General features: G+C 70.6%; 19 protein-coding genes. 10 read left to right on the top strand and 9 right to left on the bottom strand.

The annotated features are described in order from the left end of the window. Positions 1-14 precede the first annotated feature (14 nt). Positions 15-1,211: a helix-turn-helix transcriptional regulator gene (locus AB0M54_RS08965; RefSeq protein WP_364469979.1), complete on the bottom strand. Its 1,197-nt coding sequence runs from the start codon at positions 1,209-1,211 to the stop codon at positions 15-17. Between the two features lie 322 nt (positions 1,212-1,533). Here AB0M54_RS08965 and AB0M54_RS08960 point away from each other — a divergent pair, with 322 nt between their 5' ends. Further along, positions 1,534-2,181 carry a ThuA domain-containing protein gene (locus AB0M54_RS08960; RefSeq protein WP_364328042.1) on the top strand — a complete coding sequence of 216 codons (648 nt, stop codon included), beginning with the start codon at positions 1,534-1,536 and terminating at the stop codon, positions 2,179-2,181. On the opposite strand, the gene AB0M54_RS08955 is transcribed toward AB0M54_RS08960, so the two are convergent. After that, positions 2,174-3,265 carry a crosslink repair DNA glycosylase YcaQ family protein gene (locus AB0M54_RS08955; RefSeq protein WP_364469977.1) on the bottom strand — a complete coding sequence of 364 codons (1,092 nt, stop codon included), beginning with the start codon at positions 3,263-3,265 and terminating at the stop codon, positions 2,174-2,176. The genes AB0M54_RS08960 and AB0M54_RS08955 overlap by 8 nt on opposite strands. Before the next feature lie 192 nt (positions 3,266-3,457). Between AB0M54_RS08955 and AB0M54_RS08950 the strand changes: the two genes are divergently transcribed. After that, the gene (locus tag AB0M54_RS08950) at positions 3,458-5,035 is read left to right on the top strand and encodes a serine/threonine-protein kinase (RefSeq protein WP_364469975.1); all 1,578 of its coding nucleotides are present in this window, start codon (positions 3,458-3,460) and stop codon (positions 5,033-5,035) included. A gap of 58 nt (positions 5,036-5,093) precedes the next feature. Next, the gene (locus tag AB0M54_RS08945; protein ID WP_364328048.1) at positions 5,094-5,654 is read left to right on the top strand and encodes a DUF2087 domain-containing protein; all 561 of its coding nucleotides are present in this window, start codon (positions 5,094-5,096) and stop codon (positions 5,652-5,654) included. A 7-nt stretch (positions 5,655-5,661) separates the two neighbouring features. Here AB0M54_RS08945 and AB0M54_RS08940 read toward each other — a convergent pair whose 3' ends face one another. Further along, positions 5,662-7,053, bottom strand: a complete 1,392-nt coding sequence (locus AB0M54_RS08940) for a DUF4041 domain-containing protein (protein ID WP_364328050.1) — start codon at positions 7,051-7,053, stop codon at positions 5,662-5,664. Positions 7,054-7,324: 271 nt separating this feature from the next. Next, positions 7,325-8,326: a LacI family DNA-binding transcriptional regulator gene (locus AB0M54_RS08935; RefSeq protein ID WP_364328052.1), complete on the bottom strand. Its 1,002-nt coding sequence runs from the start codon at positions 8,324-8,326 to the stop codon at positions 7,325-7,327. Positions 8,327-8,481: 155 nt separating this feature from the next. Between AB0M54_RS08935 and AB0M54_RS08930 the strand changes: the two genes are divergently transcribed. The 5 genes from AB0M54_RS08930 (at position 8,482) to AB0M54_RS08910 (ending at position 13,846) form a co-directional block, all read left to right on the top strand. Beyond that, complete coding sequence (locus AB0M54_RS08930; RefSeq protein WP_364469973.1) at positions 8,482-10,314, top strand: beta-L-arabinofuranosidase domain-containing protein; 1,833 nt, start codon at positions 8,482-8,484, stop codon at positions 10,312-10,314. Positions 10,315-10,329: 15 nt separating this feature from the next. Beyond that, positions 10,330-11,616 carry a sugar ABC transporter substrate-binding protein gene (locus AB0M54_RS08925; protein ID WP_364469971.1) on the top strand — a complete coding sequence of 429 codons (1,287 nt, stop codon included), beginning with the start codon at positions 10,330-10,332 and terminating at the stop codon, positions 11,614-11,616. Between the two features lie 158 nt (positions 11,617-11,774). Further along, positions 11,775-12,626 carry a sugar ABC transporter permease gene (locus AB0M54_RS08920; RefSeq protein WP_364469969.1) on the top strand — a complete coding sequence of 284 codons (852 nt, stop codon included), beginning with the start codon at positions 11,775-11,777 and terminating at the stop codon, positions 12,624-12,626. Next, positions 12,623-13,477, top strand: a complete 855-nt coding sequence (locus AB0M54_RS08915) for a carbohydrate ABC transporter permease (protein ID WP_364469967.1) — start codon at positions 12,623-12,625, stop codon at positions 13,475-13,477. Before AB0M54_RS08920 ends, AB0M54_RS08915 begins: the two co-directional genes overlap by 4 nt. 243 nt (positions 13,478-13,720) lie before the next feature. Then, the gene (locus AB0M54_RS08910; protein ID WP_364328065.1) at positions 13,721-13,846 is read left to right on the top strand and encodes a hypothetical protein; all 126 of its coding nucleotides are present in this window, start codon (positions 13,721-13,723) and stop codon (positions 13,844-13,846) included. Here AB0M54_RS08910 and AB0M54_RS08905 read toward each other — a convergent pair. From AB0M54_RS08905 to AB0M54_RS08890, 4 genes are read right to left on the bottom strand one after another with little or no spacing between them, the layout of a single operon-like run. Further along, positions 13,833-14,699: an ABC transporter permease gene (locus tag AB0M54_RS08905; RefSeq protein WP_364328068.1), complete on the bottom strand. Its 867-nt coding sequence runs from the start codon at positions 14,697-14,699 to the stop codon at positions 13,833-13,835. The genes AB0M54_RS08910 and AB0M54_RS08905 overlap by 14 nt on opposite strands. After that, positions 14,689-15,420, bottom strand: a complete 732-nt coding sequence (locus AB0M54_RS08900) for an ABC transporter ATP-binding protein (protein ID WP_364328071.1) — start codon at positions 15,418-15,420, stop codon at positions 14,689-14,691. Before AB0M54_RS08900 ends, AB0M54_RS08905 begins: the two co-directional genes overlap by 11 nt. A gap of 1 nt (position 15,421) precedes the next feature. Then, positions 15,422-16,471 (bottom strand): ABC transporter substrate-binding protein, encoded by a 1,050-nt coding sequence (locus AB0M54_RS08895; protein WP_364469965.1) that lies wholly within the window; start codon positions 16,469-16,471, stop codon positions 15,422-15,424. 19 nt (positions 16,472-16,490) lie between these two features. Further along, on the bottom strand, positions 16,491-16,913 hold the full coding sequence (locus AB0M54_RS08890; RefSeq protein ID WP_364328399.1) for an Rrf2 family transcriptional regulator: 423 nt from the start codon (positions 16,911-16,913) through the stop codon (positions 16,491-16,493). Between the two features lie 119 nt (positions 16,914-17,032). Between AB0M54_RS08890 and AB0M54_RS08885 the strand changes: the two genes are divergently transcribed. Next, positions 17,033-17,824, top strand: a complete 792-nt coding sequence (locus AB0M54_RS08885; protein WP_364469963.1) for a serine hydrolase — start codon at positions 17,033-17,035, stop codon at positions 17,822-17,824. A gap of 65 nt (positions 17,825-17,889) precedes the next feature. Then, a complete protein-coding gene (locus AB0M54_RS08880) occupies positions 17,890-18,486 on the top strand; it encodes a dihydrofolate reductase family protein (protein ID WP_364328080.1) in 597 nt (198 codons plus the stop codon). On the opposite strand, the gene AB0M54_RS08875 is transcribed toward AB0M54_RS08880, so the two are convergent. Further along, positions 18,455-19,969, bottom strand: a complete 1,515-nt coding sequence (locus AB0M54_RS08875) for a hypothetical protein (protein WP_364470061.1) — start codon at positions 19,967-19,969, stop codon at positions 18,455-18,457. The genes AB0M54_RS08880 and AB0M54_RS08875 overlap by 32 nt on opposite strands. Positions 19,970-19,976 lie beyond the last annotated feature (7 nt).

Here is a 19,976-nt window from a genome sequence, read left to right as displayed (position 1 = left end):
CGACAGGATGCGCCCTAGACCGCGATGTGCATCCGCTCGCACAATCCGCGCAGCTCGGCGCCGCCGGCCTCGCGCCGGGAGCGTTCCAGCAGCGACCGCACCGTCTCCTGGGCCGTCGACGAGGTGTGCACGTGTTGCGGCGCCACCCGTTCCGCGGTGAGCAGGTAGCGGATCGCCTCGCGGTCGCGCCCCTTCATGGCGGCCAGCGCCCGGCCCGCGTCGGCGTAGTAGAACACCTGCCGGCACCCGAACGGCAGCACGGCCGGGTTGGTGGTCGCGGCGATGCCGGCCGCGGTGTCGGGCTCGCCGCCGTCCACCTCGATGCCGATCCGCCAGATGTCCACATTGGTCGGTCCGAAGGTCAGCCCCAGCGCCGGGCTCTCGCCGGTCCGGGCGGCCAGCCCCGCCGCCTCCGCCGTCCACCCGCGGCTGTCCTCGACCCGTTTCAGACCCCGGCTCGCGTACGCCGAGACGAGCTGCAACGTGCCGACCGTCTCGAGGGCGCCCGGCAGGCCCAGATGAGGCTGCATCTCGTCCACCGCACGTCCGGCGATCGCCAGCCCGCGCTGGAACGCGTCGGCGGCCAGCGCGGCATTGGCTCGCGCGTATCCGGCGTACCCGATCAGCACCGGATCTTCCGTCGCGGCCGCCGCCTCCCGGCACCGCTCCGCGGCCAGCCACGCCTCGGCCGGATGCCCCAGGTTGCGCACCGCGCCCGACGCCAGGAACGTCGCGTGGCACAGCATCCGCAGCGCGACCTGCCGCTGCGCCGGGTCCTCGGCCAGCGCGTGCAGATCGCGGAGCAGGTCCGGCAGCACGCGCGCGGCCCCCGCGTAGTCGCAGGCCCGCCGCAACGTCTCGACCAGGTCGAGGGTGCGGGTCAGCTCTTGCACGGTGAGCGCCGGCCGGTCGGCGGGCTCGTTCAGGTCGGTCTCGATCAGCGCCTGGTGGATGGCGTGCACCCCGGCATGCGCGGCCAGCGCGTTGCGGTCGCCGGACGGCACGAACATCCCGGCCAGCTCGACGGTCGAGCACTCCAGCGCGGTGGCGATGTCCGCGAGCACGAACCGGTTGTCGGCCGCCTGCCGCCCCCGTTCGATGCGGCTCCAGGTGGCATGCGAGATCCCGGCCCGGCTCGCGGCGTGGCGTACGCTCCAGCCCCGCAACAGCCGCCGGTGCCGGATCCGTTCCCCGATGGTCAGCGTGTCCATGACCTGACGCTAACCACGGTCACCACGGGTGGTGGTACGCATCCGCACCGCTCAATCCGCCCTGGTCACCCGATCGGGGGAGACAAGGTGGACTTCCCACCCCAAATCGCGGTCAAGAGCTTCATGTCGCACCTGGGTGGATGGTGCAGACCGCAGCTCCCGCCGAGGCCGGGCGCGATCAGCCTGGCCGCTGGCGCGTCCATAACGGCCGCCCGCGCCCTTCATTCTGCGTGCGTGGTCACCCAGAAAACCCCTCGTGCCCGCCGAGGACCGTGCGGGGCGGAACTGATCGTGGCTGGCTGTGGGCGGTAGCGTCGGCGGGATGAGGGCCTTGATCGTTCGCGGCGGGTGGGAAGGTCACCAGCCGGTGGCGTGCACCGAGCTCTTCCGCGGCTTCCTGGAAGGGCACGGCTTCGAGATTCGAACGGCCGACACCCTCGAGGTGTACGCCGACCGCGCCGAACTCGCCGCCGCCGATCTGATCGTGCAGTCGTGGACACGCGGCGAGTTCACCGAGGAGCAGGAGAACGGGCTGGTCGACCGGGTCCGTGACGGGGCCGGGTTCGCGGGGTGGCACGGTGGCGTGCTGGCCGTCGGGTTCCAGGCGTGGCGCTACCAGTTCATGGTCGGCGGGCGGTTTCTGGTGCACCCGGGGGATTTCGTCGACTACCGGGTGCGGTTCGCGGACGACCATCCGATCGCGGCGGGGCTCGACGACGTCGACGTGCACACCGAGCAGTACTACGGCCACGTCGACCCCTCGCTCACCGTGCTCGCCACCAGCGTCTTCGACGGCGGGCACGGTTACCCGGAGACCGCGGGGGTGGAGATGCCGATGGCGTGGGTGCGGGAGCACGGCGCCGGGCGGGTCTTCGTGAGCACGCTCGGGCACGGGCCGGACGATCTGGCCGTGCCACAGACCCGGACGCTCACCGAGCGCGGGCTGCTGTGGGCCGCCGGGATCACTTGATCAGCAGGTCGAGGCCGAGCCAGCCGGCCAGGTCGTCGAGTTCGGCGTGGACCGCCGCCCGATCGAACGGCACGTCTTCGTGGATCGCGTCGACCCGGAGCACGCCCGCGGCCCGATCGGTGGTGGCGTCGACCTTACCGACTAGTTGGTCACTAAGCAGGATCGGCAGGGCCCAGTAGCCCCAGCGCCGTTTCGCCGCCGGCTTGTACATCTCCAGCTGGTAGTCGTACTCGAAGATCTCGGTCATCCGCTTGCGGTCGTAGACGAGCCGGTCGAGCGGGGACAGCAGCGCCGTGCGGCCCTCGAAATCTCGGCCGAGGTACGCCGGGTCGACGCGCCATTTCCCGCGTACCCCCTCGATCGTGGCCGGCTCACCGGCCTCGCCCACATGGTTGGGCTCGCCGGGCACGGCCGTCGCGCGGGCCCGGGCGATGCCGAGGGCGTGCAGCCGGCGCTCGTCGCGGATGCGATTCGCCTCGTCGGGCGGGACCGGCGGGTCGTCGGGGTAGACGCGTTCGGCGAGGTCCCACAGCCGGTCGCGGCCGCGGCGCCCGACCACGGCCACCTCGCCGCGGGCGGCCATCTGGTCGAGCAGGCGGATCACGTTGCGGTCGTTGTTCCAGCCCGAGGAGCGCCACGGGACGATGGTCAGGTCGGGGAAGGCGCGGGCGGTCAGCGGGTTCTCGTCGTAGAGGCGGGCCAGGATGTGGCGGCGGCACTCGTCGTTCGCGGCCACCCAGTCCTCCAGCGCCGCCTCCCACTCGCTGACCTCGCCGCGGCCGGGCCAGTCGGCCATGTCGGCGCGGAACAGCGCGATGTCCTCGGCCGGGCGGATCATCATGTTCAGCTCGATCAGCGACTGGCCGGCCAGCGCGGCGGCAAGGTCTTCCGGCGCGTACGCCGGGCCGAGGCGGCTCCAGAGGATCAGGTCGGCGTTCGGCGCGACGGCGGCCGTCTGGTCGTACTGCAGAAGGGTGAGCCGTTGGATGACCGCGGTCAGGTCTGGTGGCCGTGCGTGATCAAGCAGTTGCGCGGTGATCGCGATCTGCCGGGCCTCGGCGCGAGTGAGCTGGTGAACGGCCATGCGGGCAGGTTAGCGGGCCCGGAAGACAGTCTCTCTGAATACGAAGGAATCATGGATCGGGTTCATCTTCCCCCTCACTTTGCACGATTGACTTCGATCTTCCGCCGCGCGTGCGCCGAGCGGGCCGAACCGCGTTGATCAGGAGTAAGGTCCGCGACGGCGTGCCGGGCTGATATCGGAGGGGAAATCGGGATGAGCATGCCCCTGCATCCGGGCGAGGCGACCTGGCTCGGTGACTACGAGTTGGTGGGGCGGTTGGGCCGTGGCGGTATGGGCACGGTCTACCTGGGACGGGCACCGGACGGCGGCAAGGTCGCCATCAAGGTGATCCGGGCCGAACTGAGCGACCACGAGTTGCGCGCCCGGTTCCGCAGCGAGGTGAACCGGCTGCGTCAGGTGCCGTCGTTCTGCACCGCGGCCGTGCTGGACGCCGACGTCGACCACGACCCGGCGTACATCGTCGTGGAGTACGTGGACGGCCCCAGCCTGGCCGACGTGGTCCGCGACCGTGGCCCGCTGTCGCCGCAGAAGCTGCACAGCGTGGCCATCGGCATCACCACCGCGCTGTCCGCGATCCACGGGGCCGGCGTCATCCACCGCGACCTCAAGCCCGAGAACGTGCTGCTCCCGGTAGGCGGGGTCAAGGTCATCGACTTCGGGATCGCCCGTACGCTCGACGCGACCAGCCTGCACACGCGCACCGACCAGATGGTCGGGACGGTCGCCTACATGGCCCCGGAACGGTTCGCCTCGGACGGCAGCCGCACGGTCACGCCGGCCGCGGACATCTTCGCCTGGGGTGTGATGGTGGCGTACGCGGCCACCGGGCGCACGCCGTTCGCGGCCGGTTCGCCGCCCGCCACCGCGATGCGGATCCTCTCCCAGCCGCCGAACCTGGACGGGCTCACCGAACCGATCCGCGGCCTGGTCGACCGGGCGCTGGCCAAGGACCCGGCTCAGCGGCCGACCGCGCGGCAGCTGCTCGACGCCCTGCTCACCGAGGACACGGTGGTCATGTCCGCGCCGGTCGCGCGGCCGATCGCTCAGCGCGTGCCCCGCTCGGTCGAACGTCTCACCGCACGGACCGCCCGCCGCCGCAAGCGCAACGCTTTCGCCGCGGCCGGCGGCGCGGTCGCCCTCACCGCCGCCGCCGTGCTCGGCTTCGCCCTCGTGCCCTCGCTCGGCCGGGCCGACGCGCCCGAGGCGCCGCGGCCAGGCAGTGTCGCCGTCCAGCGCGCGGGCGGCACCGCGGCCACCGACCCGTCGAGCCCGCCACGCAAGCCGGCCGCCGCGCCCGCACCGGCGACGAAGGCCGCGACCCCCAGCGCGATGCTCGAGCTGCTGTCACGGATGTTCCCCGACCGCACCCTGTCCCGGGGCGCCACCGTGGACGACGGCGACCGGATCTGGGCGCAGGTGCTGATGGACGGCGGCGACGGCCCCGGCCGCGTGTCGATCGAGGTCACCCGGGACAAGAACCCCGATTCCCAGGTACGCACGACCGGCCCGAAGATCACCGTCGAGCACCAGGAGAGCAACTGCATCCAGAACGTGCTCGTGCGGTCCGACTGGGACGACGGCACCCACGTCTTCCTGGCCGTGTCCACCTGCCTGCCGTGGGACGGCGCCGGCAACCCCGAGACCGCGCCGCCGCTGACGGTCACCGAGGCGCGCAAGGTCGTCTCCGACCCGCGCTGGGGCGTCACGATGGACGCCGACCTGGTCACCGCCGGCGCGAAGAACTACCCCAAGCTGATCAAGGTCGGCTGACCGGCCCGTCGCGATAAAGCAGTGTGCGGCGGCGCCCCGCTCTCGTACGGTGGTGCCCATGTCGCTCGAAGCCGCGCGTGCCGCCGACGTGCTCGCCGCGCTGTCCAGCCCGATCCGCCTGAGCGCGCTGGCCGAACTCACCCGCCGCGGCCCCGAGGGCGCCACGATCGCCGAGCTGGCGTACGCGCTGGACGCCTCGGTGCCGCAGACCGGTGACGCCTGCGCCCGCCTCGTCGCGCTGTCCCTGGCCACCGGCTCCGGCAACGGCGTCTACCGGGCCCGGCCCGAGGGCCTGCGCGAGGCGTCGGCCGCGGTCGACCGCCTCCAGCCGATCGCCCCGCTCCTGGAGTCGTACCCGCAGCTCCGGGGCTATTTCGCCCACGGACGCCTGGCGTCGCTGCCACCCACCCTGAGCGAGCGCTACACCCAGCTCGGCGAGTTGCTGGCCCGCTTCCTCGCCCTCGACGGCCTCTACACCGAGGACGAGATCAACCAGCGCCTGGCCGCGGTCACCGACGACGTCGCCGGCGTCCGCCGCATGATGGTCGACACGGGCTGGCTGGAACGAGACCGAGCAGGCACGAATTACGGTGCTGGCCGCTCGGTCCCCACCGCCTGAAGCAGGTCTACCTACCCGCGTCCTTGCGGCTCTTCTGGCTGGTGTGCCACTCCACCGCCTCCGCTGCTTCGTGGTATTCGAGCAGGTGTTGACCGGCAACCGCGGCGAGGATGTCCCGCACCTCGGTCGGCGACGAGTAGAAGAATTCCCGCTGCTGGTTCACCAGGTTGACCTTGCGGTCGGCGAGCGTCTGATGCAAGCGGGCCTCGAGCCCGACGGCATCGTCGCTGAAGATCAGAGCGTGGGTGTCGAAGCGGAACGGGACGCTGGCGTCGCCCAGTTCCCTGATCCGGTCGCTGGGCTCCAGCCGGCGAGTCATCCCGATCTTGACCATGCCGGGACCGAAGGCGCCGATGTTGCTGATCACGTAGACGTAACCGGCGCGGATGTTGGCTTCACGTTCCTCGACACCGTGGATGGCGCCGGCGATCTCGTCCAGCTTGCCGGCGAGCTGCTCGGCGCCCGCGGCGTCGCCCTGATCCCGCATGCGTTGCAGGACGGCCCGGTAGTGGGCCTGTTCCTTGAGGAGCCGGGCCTTCTCGCGCTCGAACTCGCGCTGGGCCCGTTCCTCCTCGCGCTGTTGTTCCCGCTGAGCGCGGATCCGCTCCTTCTCCTGCTCGACCTTGCCGAGATGGTCGGCGGTGAGCCTGATCTCCGACAGCCGAGCCCGGTGGTACTCGGCGGAGATCACGATGTCCATCGTCTTGCCGAGCCGGGCAATGGTGTCCCGGACCTTGGTCAGCCGGTCGGTGACCGCGATCAGCCGATGTGGACGTACGGTGCGAACGCAGTTGTCGGCCTCGGCGTTGTAGGCGCGCAACATCAACTTGGAGAAGTCGCGAACCATCGCCATGCCCTCGCGAGCGGACCCGTTCACGGTCCAGTTCGTCGTCGCGTTGACCGCCGCGTCCGAGCGTGTCATCGATTTGATCTTGTCCTTGATGCCCGCCAGCCGGGCCTTGTAGGCGACCGCGTCCTCCAGCGGATGCAGGTACTCGTAGATGCCGGCTTCCTGCAGGATCGCGGTCTCCTGCACCGCGACCAGCTGCTGCCGCAGCGCGGCCAGTTGTGCTGTCGCCACCGCGGCCTGCTCCCGGGCAACGTCACGTTCGTGGACCAGGCGAGCTGCCTCGCCGCGCAGGAGCCCCGGGTCGAGACCCAGGATCCGTCTCAGCTCGCTGTTCGAGGCCTCCACCGCGGCCGTGAGCCGATCCATCTCGGTCTGTAGCGCGACGTTTCGCTGTGACAGCCTGGTGTTCTCGTCCCGTGCCCCGGCCACGACGATTCCCAAGGCGTTGACCTCGGCTTCGAGCTCCTTGCGCCGCCCGCCGAACAACCCGGCGGACGCCTTCACCGGCAGGACCGGCTCGGCCGCCTGGTTGGTCAGCGCGCTGCTCACGGGAGCGCGCCAGAACTGCCATCCAGGCGGCGCCGGAGGCCAGCTCGGATCAGGGGCCCACCCGGGCGGTGGAACCCAGCCGTCAGGCGGTTGGGGCCAGCCGGGAGGCGTGACGAACACTTGACCGGTCACGCGGACCACCGGCCCTCGGGGCATTCGGATGACGGGGCGGGAAGCATCGATTCACGGTAGGACGCGCCCTCTCCGATGTGGACGCCTTTACGGTCCGCGTTTTCGGACCAACGGACCGTGTCCTCCGCCGGTCACCTGGTCAGGACTCCCGGACGACCAGGTGGCTGGGCACGATGTGGACGCCGGGGGTGGGGTGGCCGTCGATGGCGGCCAGGAGGAGGTCGCCGGCTCGGTGGCCGATTTCCTCCAGGCCCAGGTCGACGGTGGTCAGGGGTGGGCGGGCGGCCTCGGCGATGACGCCCCAGTTGTCGATGCCGACGACGCCGGCCTGCATGGGCAGGGAGACGCCGGCCTCGCGCAGGCCGTCCAGGACGCCGCGGGCGATCACGTCGTTGCCGCAGAAGACGCCGTCGACGTCGGGGGCCGTACGCAGCACCTGCGCCACCGCGAAGCGGCCCCACGCCTCGGTCCAGCTGCCGAACAGCGGCTCGCCGACCATCTCGAGGTCGAAGGCGGCCAGGGACGAGGCGGCGCCGGACGCGCGTGACCGGGCCGACTCGTGCGACTGCGGGCCGGTGATGTGGGCGATGCGCCGGCGGCCGGTCTTCACCAGGTGTTCGACGGCCAGGTGGGCGGCGCCCCGTTCGTCGCTGACCACGCTGCAGTCGTGCGGGTCGCGGCTGCGGCCGAACGCGTACACCACCGGAACCGGCAGGTTGTCGGCCAGCGGCTCGCGGGCGTCGGTGCGGCGGCCGGCCACGATGATGCCGTCGACCTGGCGTTCCAGCAGCTTGCGCAGGTGGTGCTGTTCGCGGATCGGGTCGTCGCGGCTGTCGCAGAGGAAGGCGATCATCTCGCCGACACCCAGCGAGTCCTCGACGCCGCGGGTCATCGGGATGCTGAACCGGCCGTAGCTGTCGGTGGTGATGATGCCGACCGTGAAGGTGCGGCCGCTGAGCAGGCTGCGGGCCACCGCGTTGGGGGTGAAGCCCAGCTGGTCGGCCGCCGCGCGTACCCGGGCCCTGGTCTCCGCACGCAGCGTGCCGCGGCCGTTGAGCGCCTTGGACGCCGTGCCCAGCGAGACACCCGCGAGGGCGGCGACGTCGGCGATCCCGACGCGGCGGGTGGCCGGAACTGTCATCGCCACAGCCTAGACAGGAAAACGTTTTCCCTCCAAGTGAAGCGGCATTCTCGATTAGAGAACACTGCAACGAGCGCTTGACCAGCGGACAAGCGCCCTCCTAACTTGGCGGTTGAACAAACGGTTTCCTAGAAGTTTCCGGAAGCGGAGGCCCTGTGAGCACCCCCGTCGCCCCACGCGGCAAGACCCGTCTCGTCCCGGCCGAAGGGCGTCTCGACGCGGGCGAGTTCCTCGGCGCCTGGCAGGAGCTGAACGCGGCCGCGACCATCCCGCACTGCGTCGAGAACCTCGAGACCTCCGGCGTGGTCGACAACTTCCGCCGCCTCGCCGACGGTGGCGCGGACGGCCCGGCCGGCGAGTTCCGCGGCTTCTGGTTCGCCGACTCCGACCTCTACAAGACGCTCGAGGCGATCGGCTGGGAGCAGGCCCGCAGCGGCGCCCGGGACCACACGGCGCTGCTCGACGAGGTGGCCGCGCTGTTCGAGCAGGTGCAGACCAGCGAGGGTTACCTCAACACCTACGTCCAGGGCACGCCGGGCGAGACCGAGTTCGCCCACCCCGAGTACGCCCACGAGCTCTACTGCGCCGGCCACCTCATGCAGGCCGCCGTGGCGCTGCACCGGGGGAGTGGCGACGAGCGGTTTCTGACCGTGGCCCGGCGGCTCGGCGACCTGGTCGTGACGCGGTTCGGCGACGACGGCGAGCCGCTCATCGACGGTCACCCCGAGGTGGAGACCGCGCTGGTCGAGCTCTACCGGGAGACCGGCGAGCCGGCCTACCTGCACGCCGCCGAGCTCCAGATCGAGCGCCGCGGGCACCGGTGGCTGGAGCCCGGCCGGTTCGGCTCGCTCTACTACCAGGACCACCTCCCGGTCCGCGAGAACGCCGAGGCGCTCGGGCATTCGGTGCGCCAGCTCTACCTCGCCGCCGGGGTCACCGACCTCTATCTGGAGAACGGCGACGAGACCCTGCTGGCCGCGATGGAGAGGCTGTGGGACTCGGCCTTCCGGACCAAGCTCTACGTCACCGGTGGGCACGGTTCGCGGCACCGCGACGAGGCGTACGGCGACCCGTACGAACTGCCGCCGGACCGCGCGTACGCGGAGACCTGCGCCTCGATCGCCGCCTTCCAGTGGTGCTGGCGGCTGCTGCTCGCCACCGGCCGGGCGCGCTACGCCGAGGAGATGGAACGGGCGCTGCTGAACGCCATCGCCGCCTCCACCGCGTCGACCGGCAGGGCGTTCTTCTACTCCAACCCGTTGCAGTTGCGCACCGGCCACGAGGGCTCGGACGAGGATTCACCCAGCGAGCGGCTCCCCTGGTACGCCTGCGCCTGCTGCCCGCCGAACCTGGCCCGGCTGCTCGCCTCGCTCGGCGGCTACGCGGCGACGTCCGACGACTCCGGCCTCCAGTTGCATCTGCTCGCGGCGGGTACCTACGAAGCGCCCGGCATGACGGTCACCGTGCTCACCGCGTACCCCAGCGATGGTGAACTGACGATCAGCGTGCGGGGCGCCGGTGAGCTTGCCATCCGCGTGCCGGCCTGGGCGAGCGGCGCCTCCATCGACGCGGCCGGGTCCGACGGCGAACCCGTGCCGGGCGAATACCTTCGAGTGTCCGGTGTGGATGGTGAGACGATCCGGCTGAGCCTGCCGATGACGCCGCGGCTGGTGCGCGCCGACGACCGGGTGGACGCCGTCCGCGGCTGCGTGGTCGTCCTCCGCGGCCCGCTGGTCTATTGCATCGAGCAGGCCGACCTGCCCGGCGGCGTGCTGGTCGAACAGATCCGGCTCGACCCGGCCGCGCCCATCTCGGTCGAGGGCGACCGACTCCGCCTCACCGGTCGGGCGGCCGCCCTGAACACCGAGCTCTACTCGGCCGCGGGTGACGGCGAGGCGGGCGAACCGATCACCTTCACCGCGATCCCGTACCACTCCTGGGCCAACCGTGGACCCGGCGCCATGCGGGTCTGGATACCCACTCTCTGAAGAAGGTCGAAGAAGATGATCAGGAGATCCACCCCGCTCGCGGTGACCGCCGCGACGGCTGCTCTCGCCCTCGCCGTCACGGGGTGCGGTGGGGGCGACACCCCGGAGTCCAGCGCCACCGACAAGCCCACCGGCAACGCGACCCTGTGGGTCCGGGACAGCCAGAAGGGCTTCATCAACCTGCTCACCGACCAGTACAACAAGACCCACGACGGCAAGATCCAGGTCACCGTGATCCCGGCGGCCAGCTTCGTGCAGAAGTTCGGCACCGCCGCGCAGACCGGCTCCGGACCCGACATCGCCTCGATCGACCTGGTCTACCTGCCGTTCTTCGCCTCCAAGGGCGTGCTCGACGACCTGACCGAGGTGCAGAACCAGCTCACCTGGAAGGACGCGCTGAGCCCGGCGCACCGCAAGCTCGCCGAGTACGAGGGCAAGGTGTACGCGCTGCCGTTCACCGCCGAGGCGTCGATGATCTTCTACAACAAGGACCTGTTCACCAAGGCCGGCCTGGACCCGTCAAAACCGCCGACGACCTTCGACGAGATGCTCAACGCCGCCCGGAAGATCCACGCGCTGGGCAAGGACTACTACGGCTTCACGATGGCCGGGCAGTGCGGTGGCTGCAACGTCTTCGAGGTGGCGCCGCACATCTGGGCGAGCAAGGGCGACATCCTGTCCGAGGACGGCAAGACCGCGCAGTTCACCAGCCCGGAGGTCACCGACGTCCTGACGTTCTACCGGCAGATGTGGACCGAGGGCCTGATGCCGCCGAACGCCAAGACCGACAACGGTTCCATCCAGGGCACCACGTTCCAGGGCGGCAAGACCGGCATGGTGACGCTCGGCGCGTTCTACGTGCAGACGCTGATGGCCGACAAGAAGGTCGACTTCGGGGTCACGCCGATCATGGGCAAGGACGGCGGCACGGCGTCGTTCGCCGGCGGCGACGAGATCGCGGTGACCAAGAGCGCGAAGAACAAGGCCGTCGCGTACGACTTCGTCAAGTGGGCCACCAGCGAGGAGGCGCAGATGATCCTGGCCAAGAACTCGATCGTCCCGGTCCGCACCGACCTGATCGACAAGATCTACGCGCCGATCGACCCCCGCTACAAGCCGCTGGGCGAGGCCATGTCGACCGGGCAGACGCCCTACAGCGTGGTCGAGAACGGCATCATCAACGACAACAACGGCCCCTGGGCCACGCTGATCAACCAGGGTGTCTTCGGCGCCGGTGACATCAGGCAGGCGCAGGAGACGGCCAACAAGGCGGCCCAGGCCATCATCGACAAGGGCGCCTGACCTTCCATGAGCTCCCGCCGCGGCCGGCCCGTCGGCCGCGGCGGGTCCCCTTCCCGGGAGTCCTACCAATGACCGAGACTTTGGCTCATCCGGCGACTGAGATCGCGCCGTCGGAACCCAGGCGGCCCTGGCTCACGAACCGGCGCCGCCGTCAGCTCATGGGCCTGCTGCTGGTGTCGCCGGCGCTGGTCGTCGTGATCGTCTTCTTCCTCGTGCCGCTGGTGATGACGTTCTGGATGTCGTTGCACGACTGGCCGCTGCTCGGCGACCACGAGTTCGTCGGCCTGGCCAACTACAAGCAGGCCGTGGACGACACCGAGTGGACGAACGCGATCTGGTTCACCCTGAAGTACACGCTGCTGATCACGCCCGCGCTGCTGATACCGGCGCTGATCCAGGCCTTCCTGGTGAACCGGCCCGGTCGCGGGGCGCGGTTCTTCCAGACGATCTTCTTCCTGCCGGTGGTGATCGGCTTCGCCGCCGGGGCGTACCTCTGGCTCTATCTGGCCCAGCCCGGCCTGGGCCCGCTCGCCGACCTGTCGGCCAAGCTGGGTTTCTCCGACTCGACCGACAACTGGTTCGCCACCGGCACCAGCGCGCTGCTCCTGGTCAGCCTCATGGTGGTGTGGAAACAGACCGGCATGCAGATGATCCTGCTGCTGTCCGGCCTGCAGTCGATTCCGGACGAGCTGAACGAGGCCGCGCGGATCGACGGGGCCGGCCGGTGGAAGGCGTTCCGCTACATCACGCTGCCGCTGCTGCGGCCGACGCTGGCCCTGGTGCTGGTCTTCTCGGTCGCCGGTTCGCTGCTGGCCTTCGACCAGTTCTTCATCATGACCGCGGGCGGCCCGTCCAACACGACGATCACCGCCGTCTACCAGATCTACCGCACCAGCTTCATCAACTTCGATCTCGGGTACGGCGCCGCGCTGTCCGCCATGCTGATGGTGGTCCTGGCCGCGGTCAGCGCCGCGCAGATGCTTCTGCTGCGGAGGACGGACCACTCATGAACGCCATAACCGAGGTTCGACGGGCCGTCCCGCGCGCGGCCTGGTGGGCCATCTGCGTCTGCCTGTCCGTCATGGTGGTGTATCCGCTCTACATCATGGTGTCGCAGTCGTCGAAGCCGGTCGGCGAGGCGACCCGGAACCCGCCCACCCTGTTCCCGCACGCCCTGTCGGCCGACAACTTCAAGGCGCTCAGCAACACCGGCCAGGTCGGCATCTGGACGCACATCTCGAACAGCGTGATCGTCTCGATCGGCGCCACCCTGCTCACGGTCGCCCTGGCCACGCTGGCCGGCTACTCGTTCGCGAAGCTCCGCTTCCGTGGCAGCGGCCTGCTGTTCTTCGTCATCCTGGCCACCTTCATGATCCCGTTCCAGGCCATCATCACGCCGCTGTTCTCGATTCTGCACGGCCTGGGCCTGAGCAACACCCTGCTCGGCCTGACCCTGGTCTACACCACGTTCCAGCTGCCGTTCGGCATCTTCCTGATGCGCAACAGCTTCGCGGCGCTGCCGGCCAGCATCGAGGAGGCCGCCCTGATCGACGGCTGCGGCTTCTTCTCGGCCATGAGCCGCGTCATGCTCCCGGTCGCCATCCCCGGCGTGATCAGCACGGCCCTGTTCACGTTCTTCACCAGCTGGAACGAGTTCTTCGCCGCGCTCATCCTGGTCACCGACGAGACCAAGTTCACCCTGCCGGTCACCCTGACCGTCCTGGCCTCCAACCAGATGGGCACCCTGAACTGGGGCGTCATGCAGGCCGGCGTCGCCGTCACCGCCATCCCGTGCATCGTGCTGTACCTGCTGCTCCAGCGCTACTACGTGAGCGGTCTGGTCGCCGGCGCGGTCAAATAACCCCCGATCAAGAGCACGATGTCGTGCCTGGGTGGGTGGCACTGACCGCAGCTCCCGGCGCCCCTCTGTCAAGGGGTGTCGGGAGCTGCGGTCTGCACGCCCCACCCAGGTGCGACCGCAAGCTCTTGATCTGATGGTCGCGAACCGGCGTCGGAGGCGGGCGGTTCGGCCAGCGCTCGGGCTGCGCGCCGGATCACCTTCTCGCCCGCCGTCCTGGACGACGTCGCCGCCCGCAGCGAGGGCGTGACGGCCTCCTTCATGAAGGAGCTGGTGCGCCGGGCCGTCCTGATCGCCACCGACGACGACCTGGCCGGGGCCGTCCAGGAGATGCTGGCGGAGGTGGCGGGTTGGACCGCTACGAGTCGGTGAGGCCCCAGCGTTTGCGCAGCGAGGTGTCGGCGAGGTTGAAGAGCAGGTCGATCATGATGCCGATCACCAGGACCACGATGATGTAGCTGATCACCAGGCTGGATTCGAACAGGTCGCGAGCATTCTGCATGCGGACGCCGATGGAGACGGCGCCGGGCACGATGACCAGGAGCTCGCCCGCCATCAGGCTGCGCCAGGAGAAAGCCCAGCCCTGCTTGAGGCCGGACACGAACGACGGCAGGGACGCGGGCAGGATCAGGTGGCGGTACTTCGCGAAACCCTTCATGCCCAGCACCTGGCCCACCCGCAACCAGGTGCGGGGGACGTAGTCGATGCCGCTGATCAGGCCGTTGGCCACGGACGGGGCGGCGCCGATCACGACGACGAACAGGATCGCCTTCTCGCCCAGCTGGAACAGCAGGATGGCCAGCGGGAACCACATGATCGACGGCATCGTCTGCAGGCCGGTGATCAGCGAGCCGATGGCCGCGCGCAGCGGCGGGATGGTGGCCACGGCCGCGCCGACCAGGGTGCCGATCAGCACGGCCAGCGCGAAGCCGGTGACCGCCCGGGTCATCGTCAGGCGCACGCCGGCCCAGAAGTCGGCCGTGGTGATCAGGCTGCCCAGGTCCTGGAAGACCGCGGCCGGCCCGGGGAGCACGAAGGCTTCCTTCCAGCCCGAGAGCACCACGAGTTCCCAGATCAGGATGACCAGCGCGATCGCCAGCAGCTTGGGCCAGGCGCTGCGCCAGACGCGACGGCCCAGATCGGTACGCCGCTGGACTGGCGCCAGCTCCAGAGCATCCAGGCCGGCGGTGGTGTCGCGCTGGTTCGGGATCAGGTCAGTGTGCATGGCGCGCCACCTCCGCGCGGAGCTTGTCGGTGATCTCGGCGGCCTGGGTGGACACCTCGGGCGAGTCGATCCGCCGGGGGCGGGGGGAGGTCACCGGGAAGTCCTCGATGACCCGGCCGGGACGGCTGCTGAGCAGGATCACCCGGTCGCCCAGGCGCACCGCCTCGCGGACGTTGTGCGTGACGAACAGGACGGTCAGCGACTGTTCCCGCCAGATCCGCTCCAGCTCGTCGTGCAGGATGTCGCGGGTCATCGCGTCCAGGGCGCCGAACGGCTCGTCCATCAGCAGGATGTCGGCCTCCTGGGCGAGCGCCCGGGCCAGCGCGACCCGCTGGCGCATGCCGCCGGAGAGCTCGTGCGGCCGCTTGTCGCCGAACTCGCGCAGCCGCACGATCTCCAGCAGGTCCTCGGCCCGCGCCCGGCGTTCGGCCCGGCCCACGCCGTTCAGCCGCAACGGCAGTTCGATGTTGCCCCGCACCGACAGCCACGGGAAGAGCGCGGCCTCCTGGAACATCAGCGAGACGCGCCGCCCGCCGATGTCCAGGACGCCGCCGCTGATCTCGTCGAGCCCGGCGACCAGGGACAGCAGGGTGCTCTTGCCACATCCCGAGGCGCCGAGCAGGCAGACGAACTCGCCCGGCGCCACCTCGAGCGACACGTGGTCCAGCGCGAGCAGGGACCCGTACCGCTTGGAGACCCGGTCGAGGGTCAGGACGCTCATGTCAGGACGCCGCGTCGGTGATCGCCGGCTGGCCGTCGGCCTGCAGCACCTCGTTGACCAGGGTCAGGTCGTAGATTCCCTTGAGGTCGACCGGCTTGAGCAGGCCGACGTCCTGGGCGTGCTGCGCGCTGGTGTAGAGCGACGGGGCGATCGGGTCGGTGGTGAAGCTCAGGTTGGCGAAGGCGGCCTTGAGCACCTCGGGCTTGAGCGGCTTGCCGCTGAGCGCCTCGAGCTGGGCGTTGGCGTCGGTCTGAGCCTTGTCGCCGTTGTCCTTGATGTACTTGATCGACGCGACGTGGCCCTGCAGCAGCTTCTTGACCGTGCCCGGGTACTTCTTCAGGAAGTCCTGCTTGACGATCAGGTGGGTGGTGACGAACTGACCGCCGGGCCAGAGCTCCTTCTCGTTGACCAGGAGCTTGCCCTTGGAGTCGAGCAGCATCCGGCTCAGCGTGGGCTCGGGCACCCAGGCGCCGTCGATCGCGCCCTGGGCGAAGGCCTGGGTGGCGGTGGCGTTGTCCTGCGGCAGCACCGAGACGTCGCCGCCGCCCTGCTGGTCGGCGTTCAGCCCGTTCTGCTTGAGCCAGGCGCGCAGTGCCACGTCCTGGGTGTTGCCGAGCTGCGGGGTGGCGATCTTCTTGCCCTTGAGGTCGGCCGGGCCGGTGATGCCCGGCTTCACCACCAGGCCGGCGCCGCCCGAGGTGCTGCCCGCGATGATCTTCAGGCCGGTGCCCTTGGACTGTGACCAGCCGTTGATGGCCGGGTTCGGCCCGATGTACGTGGCGTCGATCGCGCCGGAGAACAGCGCCTCGATCGCGGCCGGGCCGGCGTTGAAGGTCTTCGCCTCGAGCTTGGTCGAGCCGAGGGCCTGCTGGAACAGGCCGTCCTTGACGCCGATCAGGGCCGGCGCGTGGGTGATGTTGGGGAAGTAGCCGAGCCGGATGGCGGATGCCTCAGCCGCGGCGCCGTCGCCGCCGGAGGACGAGGAGGCGGCGTCGTCGCCGCAGGCGCTGAGCGCCGTGGCGGCCAGGGCGGCGATGGCGAGCGTACTCAATAAGCGGCGCACAGGGTCCTCAGTTCTCGATCTTTTCCAGAGCGGAAACAGCAGTCAGTTCGGCCAGGGTCTTGTGGTCGATGACGCCCTCGATGGCGGCCTCGACGGCGACCCAGACATCGCGCAGGCCGGTGGCCGCGCCGTGGTAGACGGCGGTGGCGGTGGGCAGGCCCCGGACGGTGGTGAGCGCACCGCCGGCCGCGCGGACCACGTCACCGACGGTGATCTCGGCGGCGTCGCGGGCCAGGTGGTAGCCCCCGTCCACGCCGCGGTGGCTGTGCACCAGGCCGGCGCGTTTGAGGTCGAGCAGGATGCCCTGCAGGAAGCTGAGCGGAATGTCCTGATCGGCGGCCAGGGTCGCGGCTTTGACCAGGTCGGGGTGCCGGGCGGTCAGCGACAGCATCGCCTGGACGGCGTAGTCGGTGCGGGCCAGGACATGCACACGCCTCACCCCTCGTTTTCTTCTTATCCCATCTGTTCCATGGGAATAATGGACGAGGTGGGGAATGGTCGTCAAGGTGGGGTCCGATTTGGGTTCCCCGGGAGGGGGAGGATGGCGGCATGACGCTCTCCGCCGTGGTCGCCGAGGTGGTCGCCGGCACGCCCGAGGTCAGCTGGTCGATCGCGGTCACCGGGCGGCCCGGCGCCGAGGCCGCGCACGACCCGGGGCGCAAGCTGTCCACCGCCAGCATCGGCAAGATCCTGCTGCTGATCGAGACGGCCCGGCAGATCGCCGAGGGGACGCTCGACCCGGGGGAGGTGCTGCGCCGCGACCCGGCCGTCGCGGTCGCCGACTCGGGACTGTGGCAGCACCTGGCCGTGGACGCGCTGCCGGTCGCCGACGTGGCCGCGCTGATCGGCGCGGCCAGCGACAACTACGCGACGAACGTGCTGCTCCAGCGGGTCGGCCCGGAGGCGGTCCGCGCGGTGGCGGCCTCGCTGGGGCTCGAGCAGACCGCGCTCAACCGGATGGTCGGCATCCGGCCGCCCGGCGTACACACCAAGCTCTCGACCGGCTCGGCCCGTGAACTGGCCGCCCTGATGCTCCGGCTGGCCCGTGGCAGGGTGATCTCGCCGGCGGTGTCGGCGCGGGTCGACGGGTGGCTGGCGCTGAACACCGACCTCTCCATGGTCGCCTCGGCCTTCCACCTCGACCCGCTGGCCCACCTGGGCGAACGCCTGCGGAACAAGACCGGGACCGACGATGGGGTACGCGCCGACGTCGGCTATCTGCGCGGCGACCAGCCGTTGGCGTACGCGGTCCTGGCCAACTGGGATCCGTCCGCCCGCCCGGTGACCGGCGACGTCATGGAGGGCATGCGCCGGATCGGCTCGGAAATCGGCCGGATCTGATGTCGAGGACGCCGATCCCGCTCCGACCCAGGGGTGTCGGACACCTCATCAAGGAGTTGGGAAAAATGGGCAAGGTTGCGACGGGCGCCACGATGTCGATCGACGGCTACATCGCCGGCCCGGGCGACAGCGGGTTCGACCTGCTGTTCCAGTGGTACAACAACGGCGACATCGAGGTGCCGACCGCGATGCCCGGGCTGACCATGAAGGTCTCCCAGGCCAGCAAGGAACACCTCGACGACTGGAACAGCGCGTTCGGCGCGCTGGTCGTCGGCCGGCACCTCTACGACCTGACGAACGCCTGGGGCGGGCGGCACCCGCTGGACGTCACGGTCGTGGTGCTCACCCACCAGCCGCCGGCGGATCGGCCGGCCGCGGACGAGAACTTCGTCTTCGTCACCGAGGGCATCGAGGCCGCCGTGGCCAAGGCCAAGGAGATCGCCGGCGACCGCAACGTCGGCGTCAACGGCGGCGAGATGGCCCGGCAGGCGCTGGACGCCGGCCTGCTCGACGAGGTGCACGTCGACCTGGCGCCGGTGCTGCTCGGCGCGGGCACACCGTATTTCCCCAGCCTGGGCGTCAAGCCGGTCCAGCTCGCGGGCCCGATCAAGATCGTCGAGGGTACGGGCGTCACGCACCTGACGTACGCAGTGCCGAAGTGAGCCGGTAGCGACCGGGGCCGGGGACCCGGACGCGGGTCCACACCCCGGCCGGCTCCACCACCGCGGGCGGCTCGACCCGCAGCCAGCGGTAGTAGCGCACCCGCACCATCACGTCGCCGGCCGCCGGAGCGTCGAAGGTCACCGACGCCCCGGCCTGCTCGACCGTCACCGCCGGCGGCGCCACCACCGGCTCGGCGTCCACCACCGCGTAGAGCCGCCAGTGCTCGTCCGACCACACCTGCCGCAGGTAGGGCAGGCCACCCTCGACCAGCGCCGCCTCGGCCCCCCCGGGCCAGGAGAACTCGGCGTCGGGCAGGGCGACGTACTGCACCGACGTCTCGGCCAGCCAGGCGCGGTAGCTGTCGGCGGTGAGCTTTACGCCCGTACCCGAGGCACCGGGCACCTTCTCGAAGAACAGCGGGTTGCGGTCGATGTCGGCCTGCCGGAGCCAGCCCCGGGCCAGGGGCACGTCACCCAGGTGGGCGGCCTCCCAGTAGTCCCGGGTCGGCGGCACCTCGACCCGGCCGGTCAGCGACACCATCGCCAGCCGGTCCCGCAGCGGCCGGAAGTACGCCGGGTCCGAGGTCGGGTTGCCGATGTCCCGCACGTCACCGACGACCACCGGGGACAGCAGCGCGCACACCGCCACCAGCGCCGGCGGCACCGCCCACTTCGGAACCCTCGCGTACGCGGCGAGCACCGGCAGCGCGAACATGGTCACCAGCCGGGTCGCGTTGAGCCCGACCGGCGTGTGGATCAGCCACGCCGCCAGCACCCCCGCCGCCGACAACGCCGCCCCGATCCGCACCGCCCGCGGTGTGGCGAGCAGCGCCACCAGCACGCTCACCCCCGCCGACCGCAGCATGTCCTGAAGGCTGATGTTCATCCAGCCCCCGTCGCCGAAGAGCAGCGCCGCCACCCCGACCGGCACCGCGGCCGGCACGGCCACCAGCAGCCCGTCCCGGACCCGCCCCGCGAGCAGCAGCGCCGCGCCCGCCAGCCCGACGAACAGCCCCGCCACCGGCGACGTCGCCCCGGCCAGCAGCGCGACCGGCGCCGCCAGCCAGGCCGCTTTCCGGTAGGTGAGGAGCAGCAGCGCCCCGAGCCCGAAGCAGACCCCGAGGCCGTACGTGACCCGCCCCGATACCAGGTTGCCGGCGATGCACGCGGCACCGATCAGCGAGCCCAGCCACGGTCGGGGGGCGCTCACCCTCCGCAGCAGGACAGCGAAGATCGCCGCGGCGGCGACCAGCGCCAGCGCACCGGTCACCCGAACACCCAGCGTGGCCATCACCGGCTGGGACACCAGGCTGTAACCGAGCTGGTTGACGCCGCCGTACCAGCGCAGGTCGACCGGCGCCCAGCCGTGGTCGGCGAAGAACCCGGCCCGTGCGACCTGGGCCGACAGGTCCGACCCCAGGGGCGGCAGCACGAGATAGACCGCCGCGAGCGCCACCGCCCACCCGGCCGTCACCCACTCCAGCCGGCGC

The organism is Actinoplanes sp. NPDC051470 (assembly GCF_040682035.1).
Classification (GTDB): Bacteria; Actinomycetota; Actinomycetes; order Mycobacteriales; family Micromonosporaceae; genus Actinoplanes.
The sequence above is the reverse complement of the archived record's forward strand: the minus strand, read 5'-3'. Positions and strand labels throughout refer to the sequence as shown.

What these genes read in the sequence shown, in the direction of transcription:
- AB0M54_RS08965 (WP_364469979.1), bottom strand. Translation starts at nt 1,211, where the DNA reads ATGGACACGCTGACCATCGGGGAACGGATCCGGCACCGGCGGCTGTTG.
- AB0M54_RS08960 (WP_364328042.1), top strand. Translation starts at nt 1,534, where the DNA reads ATGAGGGCCTTGATCGTTCGCGGCGGGTGGGAAGGTCACCAGCCGGTG.
- AB0M54_RS08955 (WP_364469977.1), bottom strand. Translation starts at nt 3,265, where the DNA reads ATGGCCGTTCACCAGCTCACTCGCGCCGAGGCCCGGCAGATCGCGATC.
- AB0M54_RS08950 (WP_364469975.1), top strand. Translation starts at nt 3,458, where the DNA reads ATGAGCATGCCCCTGCATCCGGGCGAGGCGACCTGGCTCGGTGACTAC.
- AB0M54_RS08945 (WP_364328048.1), top strand. Translation starts at nt 5,094, where the DNA reads ATGTCGCTCGAAGCCGCGCGTGCCGCCGACGTGCTCGCCGCGCTGTCC.
- AB0M54_RS08935 (WP_364328052.1), bottom strand. Translation starts at nt 8,326, where the DNA reads ATGACAGTTCCGGCCACCCGCCGCGTCGGGATCGCCGACGTCGCCGCC.
- AB0M54_RS08925 (WP_364469971.1), top strand. Translation starts at nt 10,330, where the DNA reads ATGATCAGGAGATCCACCCCGCTCGCGGTGACCGCCGCGACGGCTGCT.
- AB0M54_RS08920 (WP_364469969.1), top strand. Translation starts at nt 11,775, where the DNA reads ATGGGCCTGCTGCTGGTGTCGCCGGCGCTGGTCGTCGTGATCGTCTTC.
- AB0M54_RS08915 (WP_364469967.1), top strand. Translation starts at nt 12,623, where the DNA reads ATGAACGCCATAACCGAGGTTCGACGGGCCGTCCCGCGCGCGGCCTGG.
- AB0M54_RS08905 (WP_364328068.1), bottom strand. Translation starts at nt 14,699, where the DNA reads ATGCACACTGACCTGATCCCGAACCAGCGCGACACCACCGCCGGCCTG.
- AB0M54_RS08900 (WP_364328071.1), bottom strand. Translation starts at nt 15,420, where the DNA reads ATGAGCGTCCTGACCCTCGACCGGGTCTCCAAGCGGTACGGGTCCCTG.
- AB0M54_RS08885 (WP_364469963.1), top strand. Translation starts at nt 17,033, where the DNA reads ATGACGCTCTCCGCCGTGGTCGCCGAGGTGGTCGCCGGCACGCCCGAG.
- AB0M54_RS08880 (WP_364328080.1), top strand. Translation starts at nt 17,890, where the DNA reads ATGGGCAAGGTTGCGACGGGCGCCACGATGTCGATCGACGGCTACATC.